Below are 22,533 nucleotides of genomic sequence, written 5' to 3'. Positions count from 1 at the left end.
ATTAACTATTATCTATAATTTCTTTTTCCGCCTTACTCAACCCATACAACTCAAACACCATTTTATCAATAGTGGCATCAGTTTCATTAATCTCGGTTATTAAGTTTTGTGCATTCGCTTTGTTTTCCTCAAACAACTCTATCCAATCGAACTCGTCCTTTTTGGTTAATGGTGTTTTTCCTGTTGCCTTTATGGCTTTGTTAAGTTCTGCAATGAATTCTGTAAACGCTAATTCGCTCCAGTTTTCTAACTTTTTAGTTAGTTTTTCTAGTTTGTATTGTCCTGAAAAGTAATTGTTGAATTTTGTATTTACTCGTTGCAATTCTTTATTTAAGGCTAATATTTTATCAGCATTTTCAATAAATGGTTCTTGTTCAACTGGATTTATTTTTTTGATTGGAAACTTTCTTAAATCATTTAAAATGATTTTTGGAAATAATTTTCTAACTGATTTTGCGGTGTTCTTTACAAAGTAATAGGATAATAATTTGCTGTTTAAAACTGCTAGAATATACTTTAAAGAAATGTCAGAGTTTGCTTTTTCTACAATAGCTATGTTACTCATATTGAATAAATAAATATCTTCATCATAGGTAGCAATTAGGCACTTTGGATAATTTCCTGTAATCTCTCTAATGATAATCTTTTTACCATTAAACAAGTTAAAAGTTCGAGGAGCAGCGAGGTGTTTCCCATACTTTAAATAGGAGCCAGCCCAACTAGTAAAATATCTTCCAACATCTTTCCCTTCTAAATATTTATAAGTATCATTATCAAATTTATAATTATAATCATAAATTCTATTTACTACATCAGAAGCAGTTTGCTTTGGCTCTCCTTTGCCTTTCTCATAAGCTTTTAGACCAGCTTTTATTAAAACTAGATTGTCTAATATTTCAGAATTTTTATTGATTTTCACATTCAATTCATCGCTATCATCATCCAAGAAAACTTTGAATTCATACCCTTTGTTTTTAGAAAATTCAGTTTGTTTTTTTGAATGCGAAAAATAGAATTCATTTCCATTGTTTAATAATATTTCAACAGTGTTTTCCTTTTTAACGATTTCTTTTTCGGCTAATAAAATTACTGTTTCAACATTTGCCGTTTCAAAAGAAAATCCAGCCAAATTTATTATCTGATTTAGCTTATTGGTTTCTAACAAAAACTTTCTTAATCCTTCTCCCGAATACATCATTAACCAAGAATTTGGTATAATCAAACCGTATATCCCACTATCTTTTAGGATAAGAACTGATTTTTCTATGAACAACAAATAAGTGTTGATTTGATATTTAGCTGATACATATTTCGAAACAAAATAATCCTTTTCTTCTTGACGAAAATTATCTCTTGCAAAAACATAAGGCGGATTTCCAATAATGACATCAAAACCACCTTTGGCAAATACCTCTGGGAATTGTTCTTTCCAATTGAAAGCTTTGTCACCGGCAATAGTTTTACTTTCTATAAGTGAGTTACCACATTTGATATTATTGTTTAAACTAGTTAGTTTTCGTTTTGGTTGTGCAGTCCTTAACCACAAGGAAAGTTTTGCAATTTCTACACTTTCGTCATTGAGGTCAACACCATAAATATTGTGCTCTAAAATTTGGTTTTCAATATCGGGAAATACAAAAAAGCCACCAAAGAGTTGCTTGTTGAGTTCGTCTAAATAATTGTGTTCTTTTATCAAGAAATCTAATGCTTGGTTAAGAAATGCACCTGAACCACAAGCAGGGTCACAAATGGTTAGCTCTAGTAGCCATTCTCGATAATCTTTAAGTTGTTGGTCTAGTTTTTTAATTGTGGCTTCGTGGCGATTTTTACGCCCTTTTGCATATTCTTCATCAACGATACCGATTTCTTGTTTTTTCTCCGTACATAGTTTTCCAATCGTATTATCGACTATGTACTTAGTAATATATTTTGGCGTATAAAAAACACCATCTTTTTTTCGTTTGGTTTTTTGTTTGTCAAAATCAGTTCCTTCAATTTCAGCGTTGATGCTTTCAATTTCATTTAACGAATGTTCGAAGATGTGACCAAGTATATTCACATCAACTTGACTTTCGAAATGATAAGTCGTCAAGTGCTTTGTATGACGATATAGTAGTTCATCGTCAATAATGATTGCATCTAAAATAGCATCGGGTTGGAACAATCCACCATTATAAGCAAAGACTTCTTCTTTCTTGTCAGTCCCTTTACGTCCAGTATCGAGAAAACTGAAATATTGTTTATAACGGTCATATAATGGCATTTCCACATCCAACTCTTTCAATGCTTTCCATTCATTGTTGATTGTTGTAATAGTATTAGGTGCTAATAAACCTCTGTCTTCAGCAAACAAAATAAAAAGAAAACGGTCTAAAAGCTTTTGTGACTTTTTGAAAAGTGTCAATTTGAAATTCTTTTCAGTTAAATCACGAAACAGTCCATTATTTTGATTTTGCTTAACCAAATCACGAAACAACTCACGCTTAAATAAAGAGTAATCGCCATAAAATCTATTTGTAATCTCTTTTTCCTCCAGTATAGAGGTTTCTTTTATTGTGAGTGGTTTATTTGATAGTATATTTTCCTTTGCCAAGCATAGATATAACAATTCAAATTGCTTTACAGTAAGTGTAAATAAATTGAACTCTTCATATTCAACAGCATCATTAATGTAGAACCGTAATTTTTCGAAATTGGAAGTAATTACATAATTGCATCCTATGTGATTAGCCTTATAATCAAATGCTTGTTGCCGAATACTTTCGAGGTCTTTGGTATCAGTTCCTTTAAGTTCAATAACTCCTATGGCTTTGCCGTCTTTTAGTATAGCTCCATCCGCTTTTTTAGCTCCTTTTAGGTTTTTGAATTCGGTGGTTAGATTAAATTTTGGTGCGGGATTGAGTGTATAACCCAAGATGTCAACAAATAACTCTCTCAAAAAACCTTCTTGGAATTGTTCTTCTTTACTGTTGCGAATGTTTTCTTGAATAGCAGTATTGTGAAAATACTTGCTATACTTTTTATATGCTTTTTGTATGTGGTCTGTATCTTGTTGGCTCAAATATTTTTTGAGTACAGATGCTTGGAATAACGCCATTTAGTAACACTTTATTTAGATTACCAAATTAGTTAATATTTTGCGAATTATGTAAGAATACTGTAAGGATTTTTAATGACATTGATAATCATAAAAATAAATATCCTATTTTTACACCTGTGAAAATACTAACTCTCATATTATCATTCTATTTGATTGGACTTTCCTGTATTCCCTGTGCAGATGGAGAGGCTTTCTCAACTTCCAAAAAAGTAGCGATAAGTAACCAATCTACACCACACCACGATAACGATGTTTGTTCTCCAATGTGTGTTTGTAGCTGTTGTGGTTGTCAAGGGTTTTCACTAAATAATGCTTCCTCATATAGTCTGATTTCCATTAAGACTATTATTGATAAAAAAATACCCGAATACAAATCGGTTTTTGCTTCCAATTTCTTCGGAAGTATATGGCAACCTCCTCAAATAGCATAATGAAACCCGAATAATTTTGGGTTATAGAGTTGTGGACTTTCCACAGTATTTAATGGGCATTCGTGCCTAATTACTCATTCATTATACTATAACAATGATAAATAAAATCATAAACTTTTCAGTAAACAACAAACTGATTACAGGGGTTTTACTTGCTATTTTTGTTTCGTTTGGAATCTACTCATTTACACAGTTGAGTGTAGATGCGCTACCCGATGTAACCAACAATCAAGTTCAAGTAATTACAAATTCCCCAAATTTAGCTACTCAAGAAGTAGAACAATTTATTACCTATCCATTAGAAACGGAATTCAAATCATTGCAGGAAATGGTAGAATTGCGAAGTACAAGCCGTTCGGGATTATCAGTAATAACAATTGTTTTTAAGGACAACGTGCCTGTAAATATCGCTCGTCAACGTGTTGATGAAAAAATTAAAACAGCCACAGAAAACATACCCAAACAATACGGTTCTCCCGAATTATTGCCCCCAACTACTGGGCTTGGAGAAATTTTCCAATATGTGTTAGTGCCACAAAAAGGCTATGAAAAAAAATACGACCTATCCGAATTAAGAACTATTCAAGATTGGATTGTTCGCCGTCAGCTATTAGGAACTGTTGGCGTGGTAGATGTAAGTAGTTTTGGTGGTAAACTCAAGCAATATGAAGTTTCGGTAAAACCAGAGCGATTAGCAGCCAATAATTTGAACCTAATAGATGTTTTTGATGCGCTGCAAAACAACAACGAAAACACAGGTGGAAGTTACATTGATAAAGGTCCGAATATCTACTTTATACGAGGAGAAGGATTAATTCAAAACTTGGAAGACATCAATAACATTGTGGTAAAAAACAATACTGGTGTTCCTATTCTAATAAAAGATATTGCCGAAGTAAAATTTGGTTCAGCACCTCGTTATGGTGCAATGACAAGAAACGGAGGCGGAGAAACTGTCGGAGGTGTTGTCTTGATGCAAAAAGGCGAAAACGCTGTGAGGGTTATTGGAAGAGTAAAAGACAGAATAAAATCAATCGAAAAATCATTACCTCAAGGAGTAAAAATTGATGTGTTCATTGATAGAACCAAACTAATTGACAGAACAGTTCACACGGTAAGTACAAATTTGCTTGAGGGTGCATTAATTGTAATCCTTGTTTTGGTGTTGTTTTTAGGAAGTTTGCGAGCTGGGTTAATAGTAGCTTCAGTAATTCCTTTAGCGATGCTTTTTGCTATAATTATTATGAATATGTTCGGATTAAGTGCCAATCTAATGAGTATGGGAGCATTGGATTTTGGTCTTATAGTGGATGGAGCTGTTATCATTGTTGAAGCCACATTGCACATTTTCTCCAAGCATTATAAAAACAATATGCTGTCCCAAAAACAAATGGACAAGGAAGTAATCAGTAACTCTTCTAAAATTATGAGTAGTGCCATTTTTGGGCAAATCATAATCTTAATAGTTTACATTCCATTATTTGTATTGAGTGGTGTTGAGGGCAAAATGTTTATGCCAATGGCGCAAACTGTAAGCTTTGCTATTTTGGGAGCATTAATACTTTCCCTTACTTATGTGCCGTGGGCTAGTAGTTTATTTTTAAGTAAACAAATCCACGACAAACCTAATTTTACCGATAGGTTTATGAATAAGTTGAACAACTGGTATCAACCCTATTTAGTAAAAGCTTTGGAGCGAAAATTTATAGTTGTTGGGAGTGCTATTTTTCTATTCATCGCATCACTATTTATATTTAATTCTTTAGGTGGTGAGTTTATCCCCGAATTAGACGAGGGAGATTTTGCTATGAATTATACTATTCGTCAAGGAAGTAGTTTACCACAAAGTATTGAAGTAGCTACACAATTAGAAAATATTGTAAAACAATTTCCGGAAGTTAATGAAGCAGTAAGTAAAATTGGCAGTAGTGAAATACCAACAGACCCAATGCCAATTGAAAGTGCCGATGTAATTATGGTTTTAAAAGACAAAAAAGAATGGACTACTGCAAGTGACAAGGAAGAATTGGCAGAAAAAATGAATGAAAAGTTGAGTGCCATTCCGGGATGTAATTTGTCTTTTGAGCAACCTATTCAAATGCGTTTTAATGAGCTGATTGCAGGGGTTAAATCGGATATTGCGATAAAAATATTTGGAGACAATTTAGACCGTCTTTTTTCGGAAGCAAACAAAGCAGTTCCTCTCTTAAAATCAATTGACGGTTTAGCTGATATTAAAGTTGAACAAGTGACAGGGATGCCTAATTTGGTAGTCAGTTATAATCGTAACAAAATTGCACAATATGGTTTGAACATTGCCAATGTGAACCGAATTATAAATACAGCTTATGCAGGAGGAACAACTGGAGTTGTTTATGAGGGAGAAAGAAAATTTGATTTAGTAGTTCGTATTCCAAAAAATGAAAATACAGATATTGATGCCCTTAAAAGTTTATTGATTCCTACTCCAAACGGTAATCAAATACCTTTAAACGAAGTAGCAGAAGTAACTTTTAAAACATCTCCATCGCAAATAAGCCGTGAAGATGCACAACGCAGAATTGTGATAGAAGCCAATGTTAGAGGTCGTGATGTAGAAAGTGTCGTTTTAGACATTCAAAAAAAGTTAGATGCTAAATTAAAACTTCCCGAAGGCTATTTTATCACTTATGGAGGGCAGTTTCAAAACTTGCAGGAAGCTAAAGGGCGTTTGCAATTGGCTGTTCCTGTTGCGTTATTGCTGATTTTCTTTTTACTGTTTATTACATTCAAATCCATTAAAGAAGCTACTATTATCTTTTCGGCTATTCCATTAGCGGCTATTGGCGGTATATTGGCTTTATGGGTTCGTGGAATGAATTTTAGCATTTCAGCAGGAGTTGGATTTATTGCATTATTTGGCGTGGCAGTACTCAACGGTATTGTATTAATCAGTTATTATAACAGTCTGAAAGACGAGGGAGAAGATGATTTATTGAAACGAATTTACAAAGGAAGTGCTGCTAGGTTAAGACCTATTTTGGCAACTGCAACTGTAGCATCATTAGGTTTTTTGCCAATGGCATTGTCAACCAGTGCAGGTGCAGAAGTACAAAAACCTTTAGCAACCGTTGTAATAGGTGGTTTATTAACCTCTACATTATTGACTTTATTTGTTTTACCTGTTTTATATTATTTAGTTATGACACCCAAAAAACCTAAAAAGGGAAATCCTGTAATTACTGTTATTGCATTGTTGATAATGAGCAGTTTTTCATATACTGCAAAAGCACAAACCAATCCGTTACAGTTAAACGATGCTTTGCAATTAGCAATAAAAAATTACCCAACTATACAACAGGCATCGTTGCAAACCAAGCAACAGCAAACTTTGACAAAAACGGCTACTGTTTTAGATCCTTTTAGCATCAATAGCAATTTAGGACAAATGAACAGTAAGCTTTTTGATTACAATGTTGGAGTAGCACAAGGTTTCAGAGTAACTAATAGTGCTAATAGGAAACTGTTAAATCAGAATGTAACCCTAGCCAAATCCTTTGAAGAAGTTACCAAAAGTGAATTGATTAAAAATGTTTCCAATGCATATTACAATTGGCTTTACAGTTGGCAACAATACAATTTACTGGTTGAAACCGATAAGGTTTTTGCTGACTATGAAAAGTATGCTGATAAAAAATTTCAAGTTGGCGAGAGCAACAGATTAGAGAAAATCAGTGCATCATTACAACGTAAAGAATTGAAAAGCCAACTGGCACAAGCCAATACACAAGTGGTTTATTATTTGACGGAACTTCAAAAATGGACAAAAAGCAATGAAAACTACACAGCTCCATCAAAGTACGAAGCGTTGCCCGAAATCAGTTTAACCGATAGTACATTAGTGAAAGACCATCCCATTTTAAAGTATTTGCAACAACAGATTATTACCAAAGAATTAACAGTAAAAGCAGAAAAGGCAAAGGCAATACCATCTTTTAATTTGGGCTTCAACGGACAAAGTTTAGACAAGGAAAAGCCATTCTATTACGGAAGTGTTGGAATTAATATTCCTTTGTTCAGAAATGGCATCAAAGCAAGAAGCCAAGCGGCTGAAATTGAAACGCAGATTGCAAAAAAGGAATTGGAAAAATCACAGCAGGAATTAACAACAATCTATTTGCAACAATTTGAACAACAAAAACAATATTTGGAACAACTCAATTATTACAAAGCAGAGGGTTTACCAATGGCTGAAAGTATTATAACCTCCGCTCAACGGTTATACAAATCGGGAGACATCGGCTATATTGAGTATGCCCAAAACCTAAAAGATGCCAATAAAATAAAAACAGATTATCTAACGGTGTTGAATAATTACAATCAAACGGTTATCAATATTCAATACTTAATTAACAAATAAAATTCATTCTTATGAAACACAATATAATCATCGCACTTATTGCTATACTGACCTTTAGCTCGTGCAAGAACAATTCCGAAGAACCTAAAAAAGAAGAAGCTAAAACTGAATCGAAAAGCCAAACTATCGTTCATTTTACAGATGCTCAAATCAAGGCTATCGGATTAGAGTTGGGTAGTTTTGAAAACAAAAACCTAACTTCTTCCTTAAAAATAAATGGTAAGCTTTCTTTGCCTCCACAATACCAAGCGCAAGTGAGTATTTTGAGTGGTGGAATTGTAAAAAACATCTACGTTCAAGAGGGCGAATTTGTAAAAGCAGGGAAAACATTAGCTACTATTGTCAATACCGAAGTTTTGCAATTGCAACAAGATTATTTAGAGAACAACGCTAATCTTTCTTATTTGGAAAAGGAATACCAACGCCAAAAGGAATTAAGGGATGATAACATCAACGCAGGTAAGACCTATCAACAGGCACAAAGGGAATTGCAGATTGCACAAGCCAAAAGAGAAACCTTTAAATCTAAATTGATGCAATTGGGTATTAATGTTGCTAATTTATCTTCTAAAAACATTGCTTCAAGCATTGCCATTACTGCTCCTATCAGTGGTTACATCCAACACGTCAATTTGAGTATGGGAAAATATGCTGAACCTAACGCCTTACTTTTTGAAATCATTGACAATCGTTTTTTACATTTGGATTTGAAAGTTTTTGAAAAAGACATTCACAAAATAAAGATTGGACAGCAAATAACTTTCAGCGATGCCAATGATATTGCACACACGCACCCTGCCACTATTTATGCAGTCAATAAAGCGTTTGAACCTAATGAACAAGCGGTATTGGTTCACGCCAAAATTAACGAAATGACCGAAACGGTTTTGCCGGGTATGTATGTAGAGGCAAGAGTAAAAATCAATAATGCGAATGCAATTGCATTACCAACGGAAGCTATTGTAAACAATGGAGAAGACCATTTTATATTTATTGAAACAGCCAAGAATACGTTTCAACAAATTAAAATTACTACTGGAGCAACTGATATGGGATATACCGAAGTAAAAGCAATTGACAAAGTAGCATCCGATGCCAAAGTAGTAATTAAAGGAGCTTACTATTTATTGTCAGAATTGACAAAAGGAAGCGGAGAAGAAGAGTAAATAAAACACAATAATAATTTAAAAATAATAAAAATGAAGAATGTACTAAAATCAACGCTATTGATAATAGCTGTATTATTTATTTCAAATACAACAATAGCACAAAAGACAAATCAAAAAGCAATTATTAAAACCACTTTAAACTGCGACCATTGTAAAGAATGTGAAACGTGTGGATTAAAATTTAAAACAGAAATGCTAAAAATCAAAGGCGTAAAAATGTATGAGCTTGATGATAAGGCTCAAACTTTTACTATCTATTACAATTCAAAAAAAACAACCTTATTGGAAATCAAAAAAGGAATTGCCAAATTAGGCTATGATGCTGATGAGATAAAAGCTACTGAAGAAGGATTGGCTTCTTTAGATGGATGCTGTAAAGCAATTTAAAAAAACTTACCATGAAACAATATCAAATTTTCGCAATTATATCTATGGTATTTGCAGGATTTACTTCTGTAATAGCCAAAGCTGGATTAAAAAACGTTGCTTCTGATACAGGTTTGGCAATCAGAACATCGTTTGTTTTTTTCCTTATTTGGCTCAATATTTTGGTATTCAACAATACGAAAGATTTTGCAAACCTTACCAAAAAAGACTTTTTGCTTCTCGGAATATCGGGATTAACAACTACAATTTCATGGATATTTTATTATCGGGCAATGAAAGTTGGTAATGTTTCAGAAATTGCACTAATTGATAAAGGCAGTATAATCATTGTACTTGCCTTATCATTTTTCTTTTTAAACGAACAATTTACTTGGAAAATTGCTATTGGTGGTTTATTGATTATTAGCGGAATTTTAATATTAACATTAAAGTAAAAGATGCAACACCAACACAAATACGATGCAAATGGCAAACAGCTTTGTTGCACACTCGAAGAGAAAATAAATCATAAAACAGATAAGCAATCAGGATGTTGTAGTACTCACGATGAACACAAATATTCTGATGATGACGGACACGACCACGACCATTCTAGCGGAAACCAAACTACATTGCAAATGTTTACTCCTGCAATTATTAGTTTCGCTTTGTTACTCATTGCAATCGCTTTCGACAATTATTTTCCTCAAACTTGGTTTACAGGTTGGGTGCGAATTGGTTGGTATATTATGGCTTATATTCCTGTTGGTTTTCCTGTTTTAAAAGAAGCTGTTGAAAGCATCCGTAAAGGCGAAATATTTTCGGAATTTCTATTAATGTGCATCGCTACAATTGGAGCATTTTCGATAGGTCAGTTTCCCGAAGGAGTTGCTGTAATGCTGTTTTATGCTATTGGAGAAATATTTCAAACATTAGCAGTTCAAAGAGCAAAATCTAATATCAAATTATTATTAGACCAGCGACCTGATGAAGCTACCGTTTTAAAGGAAAATATTGCTATTTCCAAAAAAGCTTCTGAAATAACTATTGGCGAAATCATCCAATTAAAACCTGGAGAAAAATTAGCATTAGATGGAAAATTATTGTCAGACAATGCAACATTTAATACCGCCGCATTGACAGGAGAAAGCAAACCCGATAGTAAGCTGAAAGGAGAAACCGTTTTGGCAGGAATGATAAACCTAAACACCGTTGCTCAAGTTGAAGTTACTACTGCTTATACCGATAGTAAACTTTCAAAAATTCTCGAAATGGTGCAGGAAGCCACAGCCAAAAAAGCACCAACAGAATTATTCATTAGAAAATTTGCCAAAATCTATACACCAATTGTAGTGTTTTTAGCAATTGCAATTTGTGTGTTACCAATGCTTTTTGTTGATAATTATGTGTTTAGAGATTGGCTATACAGAGCATTAGTCTTCTTGGTTATTTCCTGTCCTTGTGCTTTAGTTATCAGTATTCCTTTGGGTTATTTTGGCGGAATTGGAGCAGCGAGTAAAAACGGTATTCTTTTTAAAGGTTCTAGTTTTCTCGATATAATGGCATCTATTCAAGTAGTTGTTATGGATAAAACAGGAACACTAACCAAAGGCGTTTTTAAAGTTCAAAAAGTAGTAGCCGTTGATGTTTCAGAATCAGATTTAGTAAAATGGGTAGCAGCACTTGAAACCAAATCAACGCATCCAGTAGGAACTGCTATAATTGAACACGCAAAAGGAATAGAAAAAGATGCAAGTGTTACTGATGTTGAAGAAATTGCAGGACACGGACTAAAAGGTAAAGTTGACGGAAACGAAATTTTGGCAGGAAATGTAAAACTGATGAAAAAATACAATATCAGTTACGATGCCGAAATCGAGAATACTCCTTTTACAATTATTGTTATTGCCATCAATCAAAAGTATTCCGGCTATTTTCTAATTGCCGATGAAATAAAAGAAGATGCAAAACAGGCAATTGAAAGCTTACACAAGGTAAATATCAAAACCGTAATGCTTTCGGGCGATAAACAAGCCGTTGTAAAGGCTGTTGCAAAAGAATTAAGTATAGATTTAGCACACGGCGATTTATTGCCTGAAAACAAAGTAGAAAAAGTACAAGAACTGAAATCACAAAACCTAAAAATTGCTTTTGTTGGTGATGGTGTAAATGATGCGCCTGTAGTTGCCCTCGCCGATGCAGGAATTGCAATGGGTGGTTTGGGAAGCGATGCAACAATAGAAACCGCAGACATCGTAATTCAAAACGACCAGCCATATAAAATATTTACCGCGATCAATATTGGCAAAAAAACAAAACAAATTGTTTGGCAAAATATCGGTTTAGCATTTACAGTAAAAGCAATTGTTTTGATTCTCGGTGCAGGTGGTTTAGCAACTATGTGGGAAGCTGTTTTTGCAGATGTTGGTGTAGCATTGTTGGCGATTCTAAATGCAGTAAGAATTCAAAGGATGAAATTTATTTAAAAGAAAACCCGTTACTTTCATAACGGGTTTATTTTTGTCTAATCTATTTAAGGCTAGTTACAACCTGGTGTATCAGGACAACTTGCTTTATCACAAGTTGTAGTTTTAACAGAACAAGATTGTTTAGTATTATCCGAACAAATACAACCCGGTCTGTCTGGGCAAACATCTTTAGATTTAGTTACAAAACTGTTGTTTGCAAAAGCCAAGGCACCGCTAATCATTATTAAAGCGAGAATGCCAATTCCTAATTTTTTTTTCATGATAGTATAAATATTATGTTTAAATTATTTTCAATTTGTTGACGAAAAAATTTAAACGCTATCAGGGGGATGAAAATAGCTTGAACTAAAGTTAGAAATGAAATTTACATTCTGTAATGGGTAACTAACCTTAATTTCCTGAATGAAGAGTGGTTCAAAAGTGCTTGCTGAGGGTATAAATGCAAAACAATAAGCACAAGATTGAAAAGGATTGCATATTCCGGTTTGTTGACTTTTTCCGGATTTACTTTCATTTTTATTATTGCAGCAATTTTTATCACAACTTTCGTTAGAGTGTAAAATTGTAGTATTGACATAACTTACAAAAGGTAGAGCTGTCAAAACTGTTATGTACAATGCAATTATAAAAGTTATTGATTTCATACAGTAGCAAATATAGATATTTTTTCAATACAGCCACCTTACCTAATTTATGAATATAGTGTAAAATTATTTTGCGAAAATAAATATTAATCGTAATATTGCAATATAAATATATTACTATGGGAGCAACTAAAACTGACCACTTTACCGAACAACAAAATGATTTAGCCATTTTAGCCAAAGCATTAGGGCATCCTGCCCGAATAGCAATTATGGAATACTTACTAAAAGTTGATACTTGTATCTGTGGAGACATTGTAAACGAATTGCCATTGGCGCAACCAACGGTATCACAACATCTAAAAGAACTAAAAAATGCAGGCTTGATAAAAGGAAGTATTGAAGGAAACTCAATATGCTATTGTATTAATGAATCTGGTGTAGAAAAAATCAAAGGCTTTTTTCAGCACATTACGGAACATCTTGATAAAAAAAGAAATAAATGTTGTTAAACTTAAATAATGAATTATTATGAAATTATCACAAATTAAATCTATTCTAAAAACAGTTGAAGCTGTTAACTTCACTTTACCGAACGGCACTTCAGTACCTGAACATTTCCATGTAACCGAAGTAGGTTTAATAACCAAAAACTTCATCGATTGTGGCGGAACAGTACGAAAAGAAACTGTTGTTAATTTCCAGTTGTGGGATGCCAATGATTTTGAACATCGTTTAAAACCTCAAAAATTAATAAACATTATTGAACTATCTGAAAAAGTATTAGGGATTGAAGATTTTGAAATTGAAGTTGAATACCAAGACACAACCATTGGTAAATACGATTTAGATTTTGACGGAAACGATTTTGTCTTACTAAACAAACAAACCGCTTGTTTGGCACAAGACCAATGTGGCATTCCTGCCGAAAAGCAAAAAGTAAGATTATCAGATAGAACAGATGAACCTTGTTGCGCTCCTGATGGAAACTGTTGTTAATAAAGTAACTCCTAGAAATCAAAAAAATGACTACAACTAAAACAATTATTTTTTCGGAAATTGAAAAATTAATAAGCACTTTTAATTTCAATAACATTTCGGCAGAGCGTAAAGAAACTTTGCAACCGCTTGTCGACTACATTCAGTCCAAAACTACAAATCGGCAGGAAATAAGATTGAATTTAATTTGTACTCACAATTCAAGAAGAAGCCATCTTTCCCAAGTTTGGGCACAAACAGCGGCAGCTAATTATAATATCAATAATGTATTTTGTTATTCGGGCGGAACAGAAGCAACAGCAATGTTTCCTATGGTTGCAAAAACTTTAGAAAATCAAGGCTTCAAAATCAAAAAAATTGCAGAGGGAAACAATCCAATTTACAGTATCAAATACGCAGAAAATGAGCATCCAATTATTGGCTTTTCTAAAACCTATGATGATGACTTTAACCCCGAAAATCAGTTTGCCGCTATAATGACTTGTTCACAAGCCGATGGAGGTTGCCCTTTTATTGCAGGTGCAGAGAAACGTATTCCAATCACATTTGAAGACCCAAAAGCATTTGACAACACTCCACAACAAGCAGAAAAATATGAGGAACGCAGTTTACAGATTGCAACCGAAATGTTTTATGTTTTCTCACTAATCAAACAATAATTATGTCAGCAAATAATTGTGCTCCTGTAGTAGAACGAAAAAAGTTAGGCTTTCTTGATAGATTTTTAACCCTTTGGATATTCTTAGCAATGGCTGTAGGTGTATCTGTTGGCTATTTCATTCCCTCAAGTAGTGGTTTTATTAATTCCTTTTCAAGTGGGACAACCAATATCCCTTTAGCAATAGGATTAATTCTGATGATGTACCCACCATTAGCCAAAGTGAATTATTCCAAAATGGGAGAAGTATTTAAAAACACAAAAGTACTCGGCGCATCATTAATTTTAAATTGGATTATTGGTCCGATTTTGATGTTCTTTTTAGCATTATTATTTCTAAATGGCTATCCCGAATACATGATTGGGGTAATTCTTATCGGTTTAGCCCGATGTATTGCAATGGTAGTGGTTTGGAATGATTTAGCCGAAGGAAATCGTGAATACGGAGCAGGATTAATAGCTTTAAACAGTATTTTTCAAGTATTGTTGTACAGTGTTTATGCTTATGTTTTCATCACGATTTTACCTCCTTATTTTGGATATAAAGGCTTTGAAGTGAATATTAGCATCGGACAAATTGCAGAAAGCGTAGGTGTATATTTAGGAATTCCTTTTGCACTCGGAATAATAAGCCGTTACACCCTTATTGCTCTCAAAGGTTCAGAATGGTTTGAAAATAAATATGTTCCTTTTATTTCTCCAATAACATTAATTTCATTGTTATTCACTATAATTTTAATGTTCAGTTTAAAAGGAGAATTAATTATACAGATTCCAATGGATGTAGTTCGGATTGCAATTCCGTTAGTAATCTATTTTGCAATAATGTTTACCATCAGTTTTTTCATAGGCAAATATTTTGGCGCAGATTATTCAAAATCGACAGCAATTGCCTTTACAGCAACTGGAAACAATTTTGAATTAGCGATTGCGGTAGCTATTGGAGTTTTTGGTATCAATAGTGGTGAAGCTTTTGCAGGTGTTATTGGACCATTAGTGGAAGTGCCTGCATTAATTGCATTGGTAAATCTTGCTTTTTGGTTTAGGAAAAAATATTATATTGCTAAAGCATAAATTTCTTCAAATAAGAAGTAACACATCTAAAACAATATGCGATAAAAATAATTGCAATACCTTTACAAATTTTTGTAAAGGTTTATGTGTTTTGAATATGTTCTTTATTAAAGGAATTGCAATGCAATTGCAATGAATAATATCAATAATTGCAATCCAGTTGCATCTTTATTAAAGAGGGAATTATTTAGGTTATTTTTTATTTGTTGTACCTTATTTGTACCTCATTTCATTAAAGCCCTTTAAAATCAATAACTCATTATTTCTGTATCGGAAAGTGATTTTTTTAAGAATTAAATTTTCTTTTTTTAAAATAGAATTAAATTGTAAAATAATCTAAAAGTAGTATCTTTCATCACATTTAATTTATATGAGCAAAGAACGAGAAATAGAAGAGCGTTTCATTCAAAAACTTGTTGATTTAAAATACACATATCGTCCTGATATTAAGGACAGAATCTCTCTTGAAAAAAACTTCAAACAAAAATTTGAGCTACTGAATCGAGTTAATTTAAGTGCTTCTGAATTTGCACGTTTGCGTGATGAAATCATCAATCCTGATGTTTTTGCTGCTTCAAAATTCTTAAGAGAAAGACAATATTTTCAAAGAGAAGACGGCACTCCACTACAATATTCACTCGTAAATTTAAAAGATTGGTGTAAAAATGATTTTGAAGTCATCAATCAATTACGAATAAATACCGAGAATAGTCATCATCGATATGATGTGATTTTATTAATTAATGGTTTGCCATTGGTTCAAATCGAGCTAAAAGACATTGCCATCTCTCCAAGAAAAGCCATGCAACAAATTGTTGATTACAAAAACGATGCAGGAAATGGTTATACAAATTCATTGCTTTGTTTTATGCAGTTGTTTATAGTGAGTAATGAATTTGATACTTATTACTTTGCAAACAATAAAAATCAACATTTTCAGTTTGATGCAGACGAACAGTTTTTACCTGTTTACAAACTATCCGATGAAAATAATGTAAAAATCTCTCGTCTAGATGCTTTTTCTTCTAAATTTCTACCTAAATGTACTTTGGGCGAAATGATTAGCAAATACATGGTTTTGGTTGCTAGTGAGCAAAAATTACTAGTTATGCGACCTTACCAAATTTATGCAGTAAAAGCAATAGTAGATAGTATTCAACAAAACAGAGGAAACGGCTATATATGGCACACTACAGGTAGTGGAAAAACATTGACCTCGTTTAAAGCCTCAACGCTACTTAAAGAAAATCCTGAAATTGACAAATGTCTTTTTGTCGTTGACCGAAAAGATCTTGACCGTCAAACGCGGGAAGAATTTAATAAATTTCAAGAAGGTAGTGTAGAAGAAAACACCAATACCGAAACGCTTGTACGCCGTTTGCTTTCTTCTAGTTATGAAGACAAAGTAATTGTTACCACCATTCAAAAACTGGGAATTGCCTTAGATAGCAACAGCAAAAAAAATTATAAAGAACGTCTTGAATCGTTACAAGACAAACGCATGGTTTTTATTTTTGACGAATGCCATCGTTCGCAATTTGGTGATAACCACCAAGCAATTAAAGACTTCTTTCCAAAAGCACAACTTTTTGGCTTTACAGGTACACCCATTTTCCCAGAAAATTCAACTTATATTGAACGCGAAGATAAGATTGCTACCTACAAAACTACCAAATCCATCTTTCAAAACGAGTTTCCAACATATACTATAACTGAAGCTATAGAAGATAAAAACGTTTTGCGTTTTCATATCGATTATTTTGAAGGCAAAGGAGAAGTAAAACCAAAACCAGGTGAAGCCATAGCCCAACAAGCTGTGGTAGAAGCCATTATTGAAAAACACAATGCAGCAACTAACCAACGTAAGTTTAATGCCATTTTAGCCACAGCAAGTATTAACAACGCTATTGAATATTACCGTTTGTTTAAAACTATTCAAAAGCAAAAAGCTGAAGCAGACGATAGCTATGTGCCTTTAAACGTTACTTGTGTTTTTTCTCCACCAGCACAATTGTTGGGTAAAGAGGGTAATCAAAAAAATGTGGATGATATTCGTCAACTGCAAGAAGATTTACATCAGGAACAATATGACAACCAGCAAAATCCTGAAGAAAAGAAACAAGCGTTAGAAGAAATTATTGCCGATTTTAATAAGAAATATGAAACTAATCATACCATAACTGAGTTTGATTTGTACTATCAAGATGTACAACAACGCATCAAAGACCAAAAATACAGTAACAAAGATTATCCACATCAGAAAAAAATTGACATTACTATTGTAGTCGATATGCTGCTCACTGGTTTTGACTCTAAGTTTCTCAATACGCTGTATGTAGATAAAAAACTGCGGTATCACGGTTTAATACAAGCGTTTTCACGAACCAACCGCGTTTTGAACGACAGTAAACCGTATGGAAACATACTCGATTTTCGTTCACAAGAAGAAGCAGTTAATCAAGCTATTGCACTATTTTCTGGTAAAACTATTGATAAAGCTGTTAAAATTTGGATGGTAGAACCTGCCGAAGAAGTCATTGAAAAATACCAAAAAGCGGTTGAAGAATTAGGTATTTATATGACCTCGCAAAACTTAGTTAACGAACCTAGCGAGGTGTATAATCTTAAAGGTGATAGTGCCAAAATTGCTTTTGTTAAAAATTTTAAAGAGGTACAACGACTCAAAACACAACTCGATCAGTATACCGATTTAAACGATACGCAAAAACAACAAATTGAAACTATTTTACCCACTGATACGCTTCAGGCGTTTCGTAGTTCGTATATCGAAACTGCAAAACAGTTCAGAGAAATACAAGAAAAAGAAGGCAATGATGCACCCGAAGCCATTCAGCAACTCGATTTTGAATTTGTGCTTTTTGCCTCAGCCGTAATTGACTACGACTATATTATGAATTTGGTAGCCAACAACTTGCAACTCAAACCATCAAAACAAAAGATGACCAAACAAGAAATTATTGGATTGCTGTCTTCTACTTCTAACCTAATGGAAGAACGCGAAGACATTACCGAATACATTAACAGTTTGGATTGGAATGTGGCGCAAGATGTAGAAAAACTCAAACAAGGCTATAAAGACTTTAAAGAAGAAAAATACAACAAAGAACTCAAACGCATAGCCGAAATACATAGTATAGACATGCAACAACTCAAAGCTTTTGTAAACACCATCATGAACCGATTGATATTTGATGGCGAACAATTAACCGATTTATTAGAACCTTTACAACTCAACTGGAAAGAACGCAGTGCCAAAGAAGAAGCACTCATGACCGACCTTATACCACAACTCAAAAAACTAGCCAACGGTAGTGAAATATCTGGATTAAGTGCTTATGAAAAATAACAACCCACTACTACCCGATTTACGTTTTCCTGAGTTTAAAAATGATGGAGAATGGGAGGAGAAAATATTAAATGATGTAAGTTTTATTACAAATGGTAAAGCAAATGCTCAAGATCATATAGAAAATGGTAAATACCCATTATTTGATAGGTCAGAAGTTATTAAGGCTTCAAATGAGTATATTTTTGATTCTGAGGCAGTAATTGTACCTGGAGAAGGTGTGAGATTTGTGCCTAAATATTACAAAGGAAAATTTAATCTACATCAAAGAGCATATGTTTTGAAAGATTTCAATAGTAATGGTCAGTTTGTATATTTTTCAGTTTTCAGTAAGAGTAATCTTTTATCAAAAAAAGCCGTTCAATCAACTGTCCTTTCATTGAGATTGCCAATTCTTCAAAATTTCCCAATTGAAGTTCCCAAAAACCCACTCGAACAACAAAAAATAGCTGATTGTCTCAGTTCATTGGATGCGTTATTGGAAGCCCACCAAGAAAAACTAAGTGCCTTACAAAAGCACAAAAAAGGATTGTTGCAACACCTTTTTCCACAAGAAGACGAAAAAGTACCCAAATTTCGATTTAAGGAGTTTGAAAATGAGGGTGAGTGGGAAGAGACTAAATTGGGTGAAATAGCAACCATCATAAACGAGAGGGTTGGTAATCGAAACTTTACCTTGATTAGTATTGACTCTGGTAAAGGATTAATATCACAGTTAGAAAAATTTGGAAGAGAAATTGCTGGAAATTCTTATGGTAATTATATAGTAATTAAGAAAAATGATTTCGCATTTAACAAAAGTTCAACAAAGGTTTTTCCAGAAGGACAGATATCAATATTAGACAAATATGAAGTTGGTGCAGTTCCAAATAGTATATTTACTTGTTTTAGAGTAAATGAAGAAAAAATATTTCCTTACTATTTAAAATTTTTATTTGATAACAATATTCATGGAAAATGGTTACGAAAATTTATTGCAATTGGAGCAAGAGCAAATGGTGCTTTGAATGTAAATAATAGTGACCTATTAGAATTAAAAGTACCTCTGCCCAAAATTAAAGAACAACAAAAAATAGCCGATACACTTTCATCTTTAGACAGTTTAATTCAAGCCCAAAACCAGAAAATAACGCAACTGCAAAACCATAAAAAAGGCTTGTTGCAAGGGTTGTTTCCTAAAATAAATGAGTAGTTATGGCGAGTGTTAAAGAAATAGCGCAACAAATAAAAAATGTTGACGAGTACATCGTTTGCATTTATGCCTTTAATGCTACTGGTAAAACACGCTTGTCTGTTGCCTACAAAGACATTACCAAAGAAGAAAACAACGGTAATCACTCCGGAGTGTATTACAATGCGTACAGCGAAGATTTATTTTCTTGGGATAATGATGAAGAAAACCCCAATGATACTAAAAATCTAAAGTTGGATATAAAATTCAGTAACTTAAACCAATTCTACAGCTTACTCTCAGAAGATAAAGTAAATGTATTTTTAGCCAACTATCATCCTACTTATAAATTTCGTTTTATTACTGATGACAATCAAGCCATTGCAATTCAATCGGTTGTTTTTTTTAAAGAAAGAAAAGAAGATGAATTCATAAAAATATCGCGAGGTGAAGAACGTATTTTTATTTGGTGTTTTTATTTGGCATTGTTCAAAATTGAAGGTTTGGCAGACAAACAAGATACTCATTTGTTTATAGATGATCCTGTTTCAAGTCTTGACGAGCATAATATATTTTTAACATCAGATACCATCATGCAAATCATTGAAGATAATTTTGATACTAACCGAAAAATTATCCTCACTACACATCATATCGGATTATTTGCTGTTTTATTTGACCGATTAAATCACGGAGAAAAAAGCGAGCGTTACAAGAAAAATGCAAAATCGTTTATGCTGAAACGAACAGGCGAAGAATTAGAATTAAAAGAATTTAAAAACGAAGTTTTCCTTTATCATCTTCATTTATTTCAGGTATTGGAAGAAGCTAGAAGAACACAATTATTTACCTATCATTTTGTTTTACTAAGACAATTGCTTGAAAACATTGTTTCTTTTTTGGGTAAAAGTCAAATCAAGTTTGTTTTAGAAGAGATAAAACTAGACAATTCAACTCAAAGCATCAATATGTTAAACTCTCTGTCGCACAAAAGAGTATTTGTTCCTCAATTCAACGAAATGAACGAGGAAGAAGTCAAAACATTCAATGAAATTTTTGAAAAACTATTAATAAAATATAATTTTAGATTTTAGTCAATATGACACAAAAAGAACAAAAACAATTAGGAGCAGCACTTTGGGATATCGCGAACGAATTGCGTGGCGCAATGAATGCCGATGATTTTAGAGATTATATGCTGTCGTTCCTGTTTTTAAAATACTTGTCTTCCAACTACGAAGAGTCGGTCAAAAAACTATTAGGAACCGATTATCCTGTTTTAGAAGACAAAGATACACGCATTCCACTCAAAGTTTGGTACGATACTAATCCAGAAGATCATGCCGAATTTGAAAAACAAATGCGTCGTAAAATTCACTATGTGATCAAACCGCAACATTTGTGGAGTAGCATAGCTGAAATGGCACTAATTCAAGATGGTGAATTATTGGCAACACTAGAAGATGGTTTTCGTTTTATAGAAAACGAGTCGTTTGAAAGTACGTTTCAAGGATTGTTTTCAGAAATCAATCTAAACTCTGAAAAGCTAGGAAAAACCCCAAAAGAACGCAACGATGTTTTGTGCAAAATTGTTTCAAAAATAAATGATGGTATCAAAGATTTCTCTACCGATAGCGACAGACTTGGCGATGCTTATGAATATTTAATCGGACAATTTGCAGCAGGTTCAGGAAAAAAAGCAGGAGAGTTTTATACACCACAAGAACTATCGACTGTGCTATCCGAAATTGTTACGTTAGACAGTCAAGATCCAACAACAGGATTAAAAAACAAATTAGAACGTGTATTGGATTTTGCTTGTGGTTCGGGTTCGCTTTTGCTTAATGTAAGAAAACGTATTAAAGATAATAATGGTAGTATCGGTAAAATATTTGGACAAGAAAAAAACATTACTACTTATAACCTTGCACGAATGAACATGATTTTGCATGGTGTAAAAGATACGGAGTTTGAAATATTTCACGGAGACACCTTACTCAACCAATGGGATGATTTAAATGAAATGAACCCAAGCAAAAAAATTGTTTTTGATGCCATTGTAGCTAATCCACCGTTTAGTTTACGTTGGGAACCAAACGAAGCTATGTCGGAAGATTTTCGTTTTAAAAGTTATGGATTAGCTCCAAAATCGGCTGCTGATTTTGCATTCTTACTGCATGGATTTCATTTTTTAAGTCAAGAAGGAACTATGGCAATTATTTTGCCTCATGGTGTATTGTTTCGCGGCGGAGCAGAAGAACGCATTCGTACCAAATTATTAAAAGACAATAATATTGATACAGTTATTGGATTACCTTCTAATTTATTTTATTCAACAGGCATTCCAGTTTGTATTTTAGTATTAAAGAAATGTAAAAAAGAAGATGATGTACTTTTTATAAATGCAAGTGAGTATTTTGACAAAGAAAAACGTCAAAATAAATTAAGTGACGATCATATTCAAAAAATCATTGATACCTATAAATATCGACCAGAAAAACAAGAACGTTATAGCCGTAGAGTATCTATGGAAGAAATTGAAAGCAATGGTTATAATTTGAATATTTCAAGATATGTAAGCACTTCTTTAGATGAAGAACAAATAAGTTTAGAAGATGTAAATAAAAAACTAACCGAAATTAATGAGCTTATTGCGTTAAAAACTAAAGAGCATAATGCTTTTTTGAAGGAATTGGGGTTGGATGAAATATGAAGAAAATATAATT

The 22,533-nt window shown here is 33.2% G+C and carries 16 protein-coding genes; 14 read left to right on the top strand and 2 right to left on the bottom strand.

Translation table 11 applies throughout. From position 1 onward, the window contains the following. Window position 1 precedes the first annotated feature (1 nt). Window positions 2-3,097, bottom strand: coding sequence for an Eco57I restriction-modification methylase domain-containing protein (locus AC23L6_RS06675; RefSeq protein ID WP_487561489.1), 3,096 nt, complete (start codon window positions 3,095-3,097; stop codon window positions 2-4). A gap of 119 nt (window positions 3,098-3,216) precedes the next feature. Between AC23L6_RS06675 and AC23L6_RS06670 the strand changes: the two genes are divergently transcribed. The 6 genes from AC23L6_RS06670 to AC23L6_RS06645 all read left to right on the top strand — a co-directional run bounded on the left by AC23L6_RS06670 (window position 3,217) and on the right by AC23L6_RS06645 (window position 11,951). Continuing rightward, the gene (locus tag AC23L6_RS06670; protein ID WP_487561490.1) at window positions 3,217-3,531 is read left to right on the top strand and encodes a DUF6660 family protein; all 315 of its coding nucleotides are present in this window, start codon (window positions 3,217-3,219) and stop codon (window positions 3,529-3,531) included. Window positions 3,532-3,625: 94 nt separating this feature from the next. After that, window positions 3,626-7,930, top strand: a complete 4,305-nt coding sequence (locus tag AC23L6_RS06665; RefSeq protein WP_487561492.1) for a CusA/CzcA family heavy metal efflux RND transporter — start codon at window positions 3,626-3,628, stop codon at window positions 7,928-7,930. Between the two features lie 11 nt (window positions 7,931-7,941). Next, window positions 7,942-9,096, top strand: coding sequence for an efflux RND transporter periplasmic adaptor subunit (locus AC23L6_RS06660; RefSeq protein ID WP_487561493.1), 1,155 nt, complete (start codon window positions 7,942-7,944; stop codon window positions 9,094-9,096). Between the two features lie 33 nt (window positions 9,097-9,129). After that, complete coding sequence (locus tag AC23L6_RS06655) at window positions 9,130-9,486, top strand: heavy-metal-associated domain-containing protein (protein WP_487561495.1); 357 nt, start codon at window positions 9,130-9,132, stop codon at window positions 9,484-9,486. An 11-nt stretch (window positions 9,487-9,497) separates the two neighbouring features. Further along, window positions 9,498-9,920, top strand: coding sequence for an EamA family transporter (locus AC23L6_RS06650; RefSeq protein WP_487561496.1), 423 nt, complete (start codon window positions 9,498-9,500; stop codon window positions 9,918-9,920). A 3-nt stretch (window positions 9,921-9,923) separates the two neighbouring features. Beyond that, window positions 9,924-11,951: a heavy metal translocating P-type ATPase gene (locus AC23L6_RS06645; RefSeq protein WP_487561497.1), complete on the top strand. Its 2,028-nt coding sequence runs from the start codon at window positions 9,924-9,926 to the stop codon at window positions 11,949-11,951. A gap of 53 nt (window positions 11,952-12,004) precedes the next feature. Here the strand turns inward: AC23L6_RS06645 and AC23L6_RS06640 are convergent, their stop codons facing one another. After that, the gene (locus AC23L6_RS06640; protein WP_487561498.1) at window positions 12,005-12,214 is read right to left on the bottom strand and encodes a hypothetical protein; all 210 of its coding nucleotides are present in this window, start codon (window positions 12,212-12,214) and stop codon (window positions 12,005-12,007) included. Between the two features lie 503 nt (window positions 12,215-12,717). Here AC23L6_RS06640 and AC23L6_RS06635 point away from each other — a divergent pair. The 8 genes from AC23L6_RS06635 (at window position 12,718) to AC23L6_RS06600 (ending at window position 22,520) form a co-directional block, all read left to right on the top strand. Beyond that, window positions 12,718-13,050, top strand: coding sequence for an ArsR/SmtB family transcription factor (locus tag AC23L6_RS06635; protein ID WP_487561500.1), 333 nt, complete (start codon window positions 12,718-12,720; stop codon window positions 13,048-13,050). A gap of 19 nt (window positions 13,051-13,069) precedes the next feature. Next, a complete protein-coding gene (locus AC23L6_RS06630; RefSeq protein WP_487561501.1) occupies window positions 13,070-13,537 on the top strand; it encodes a DUF6428 family protein in 468 nt (155 codons plus the stop codon). A gap of 26 nt (window positions 13,538-13,563) precedes the next feature. Next, entirely contained in the window at window positions 13,564-14,196 is a 633-nt protein-coding gene (locus AC23L6_RS06625; protein ID WP_487561502.1) for an arsenate-mycothiol transferase ArsC, read from the top strand. 2 nt (window positions 14,197-14,198) lie between these two features. Next, entirely contained in the window at window positions 14,199-15,269 is a 1,071-nt protein-coding gene (gene arsB, locus AC23L6_RS06620; protein ID WP_487561504.1) for an ACR3 family arsenite efflux transporter, read from the top strand. Between the two features lie 370 nt (window positions 15,270-15,639). Further along, entirely contained in the window at window positions 15,640-18,636 is a 2,997-nt protein-coding gene (locus tag AC23L6_RS06615) for a type I restriction endonuclease subunit R (protein ID WP_487561505.1), read from the top strand. Continuing rightward, entirely contained in the window at window positions 18,626-19,828 is a 1,203-nt protein-coding gene (locus tag AC23L6_RS06610; protein ID WP_487561506.1) for a restriction endonuclease subunit S, read from the top strand. Before AC23L6_RS06615 ends, AC23L6_RS06610 begins: the two co-directional genes overlap by 11 nt. 2 nt (window positions 19,829-19,830) lie before the next feature. Further along, the gene (locus AC23L6_RS06605) at window positions 19,831-20,901 is read left to right on the top strand and encodes an AAA family ATPase (RefSeq protein ID WP_487561507.1); all 1,071 of its coding nucleotides are present in this window, start codon (window positions 19,831-19,833) and stop codon (window positions 20,899-20,901) included. A 5-nt stretch (window positions 20,902-20,906) separates the two neighbouring features. Continuing rightward, window positions 20,907-22,520: a type I restriction-modification system subunit M gene (locus AC23L6_RS06600; RefSeq protein ID WP_487561508.1), complete on the top strand. Its 1,614-nt coding sequence runs from the start codon at window positions 20,907-20,909 to the stop codon at window positions 22,518-22,520. Window positions 22,521-22,533 lie beyond the last annotated feature (13 nt).

This window comes from Flavobacterium sp. R1_16, from assembly GCF_057652095.1.
The sequence above is the reverse complement of the archived record's forward strand: the minus strand, read 5'-3'. Positions and strand labels throughout refer to the sequence as shown.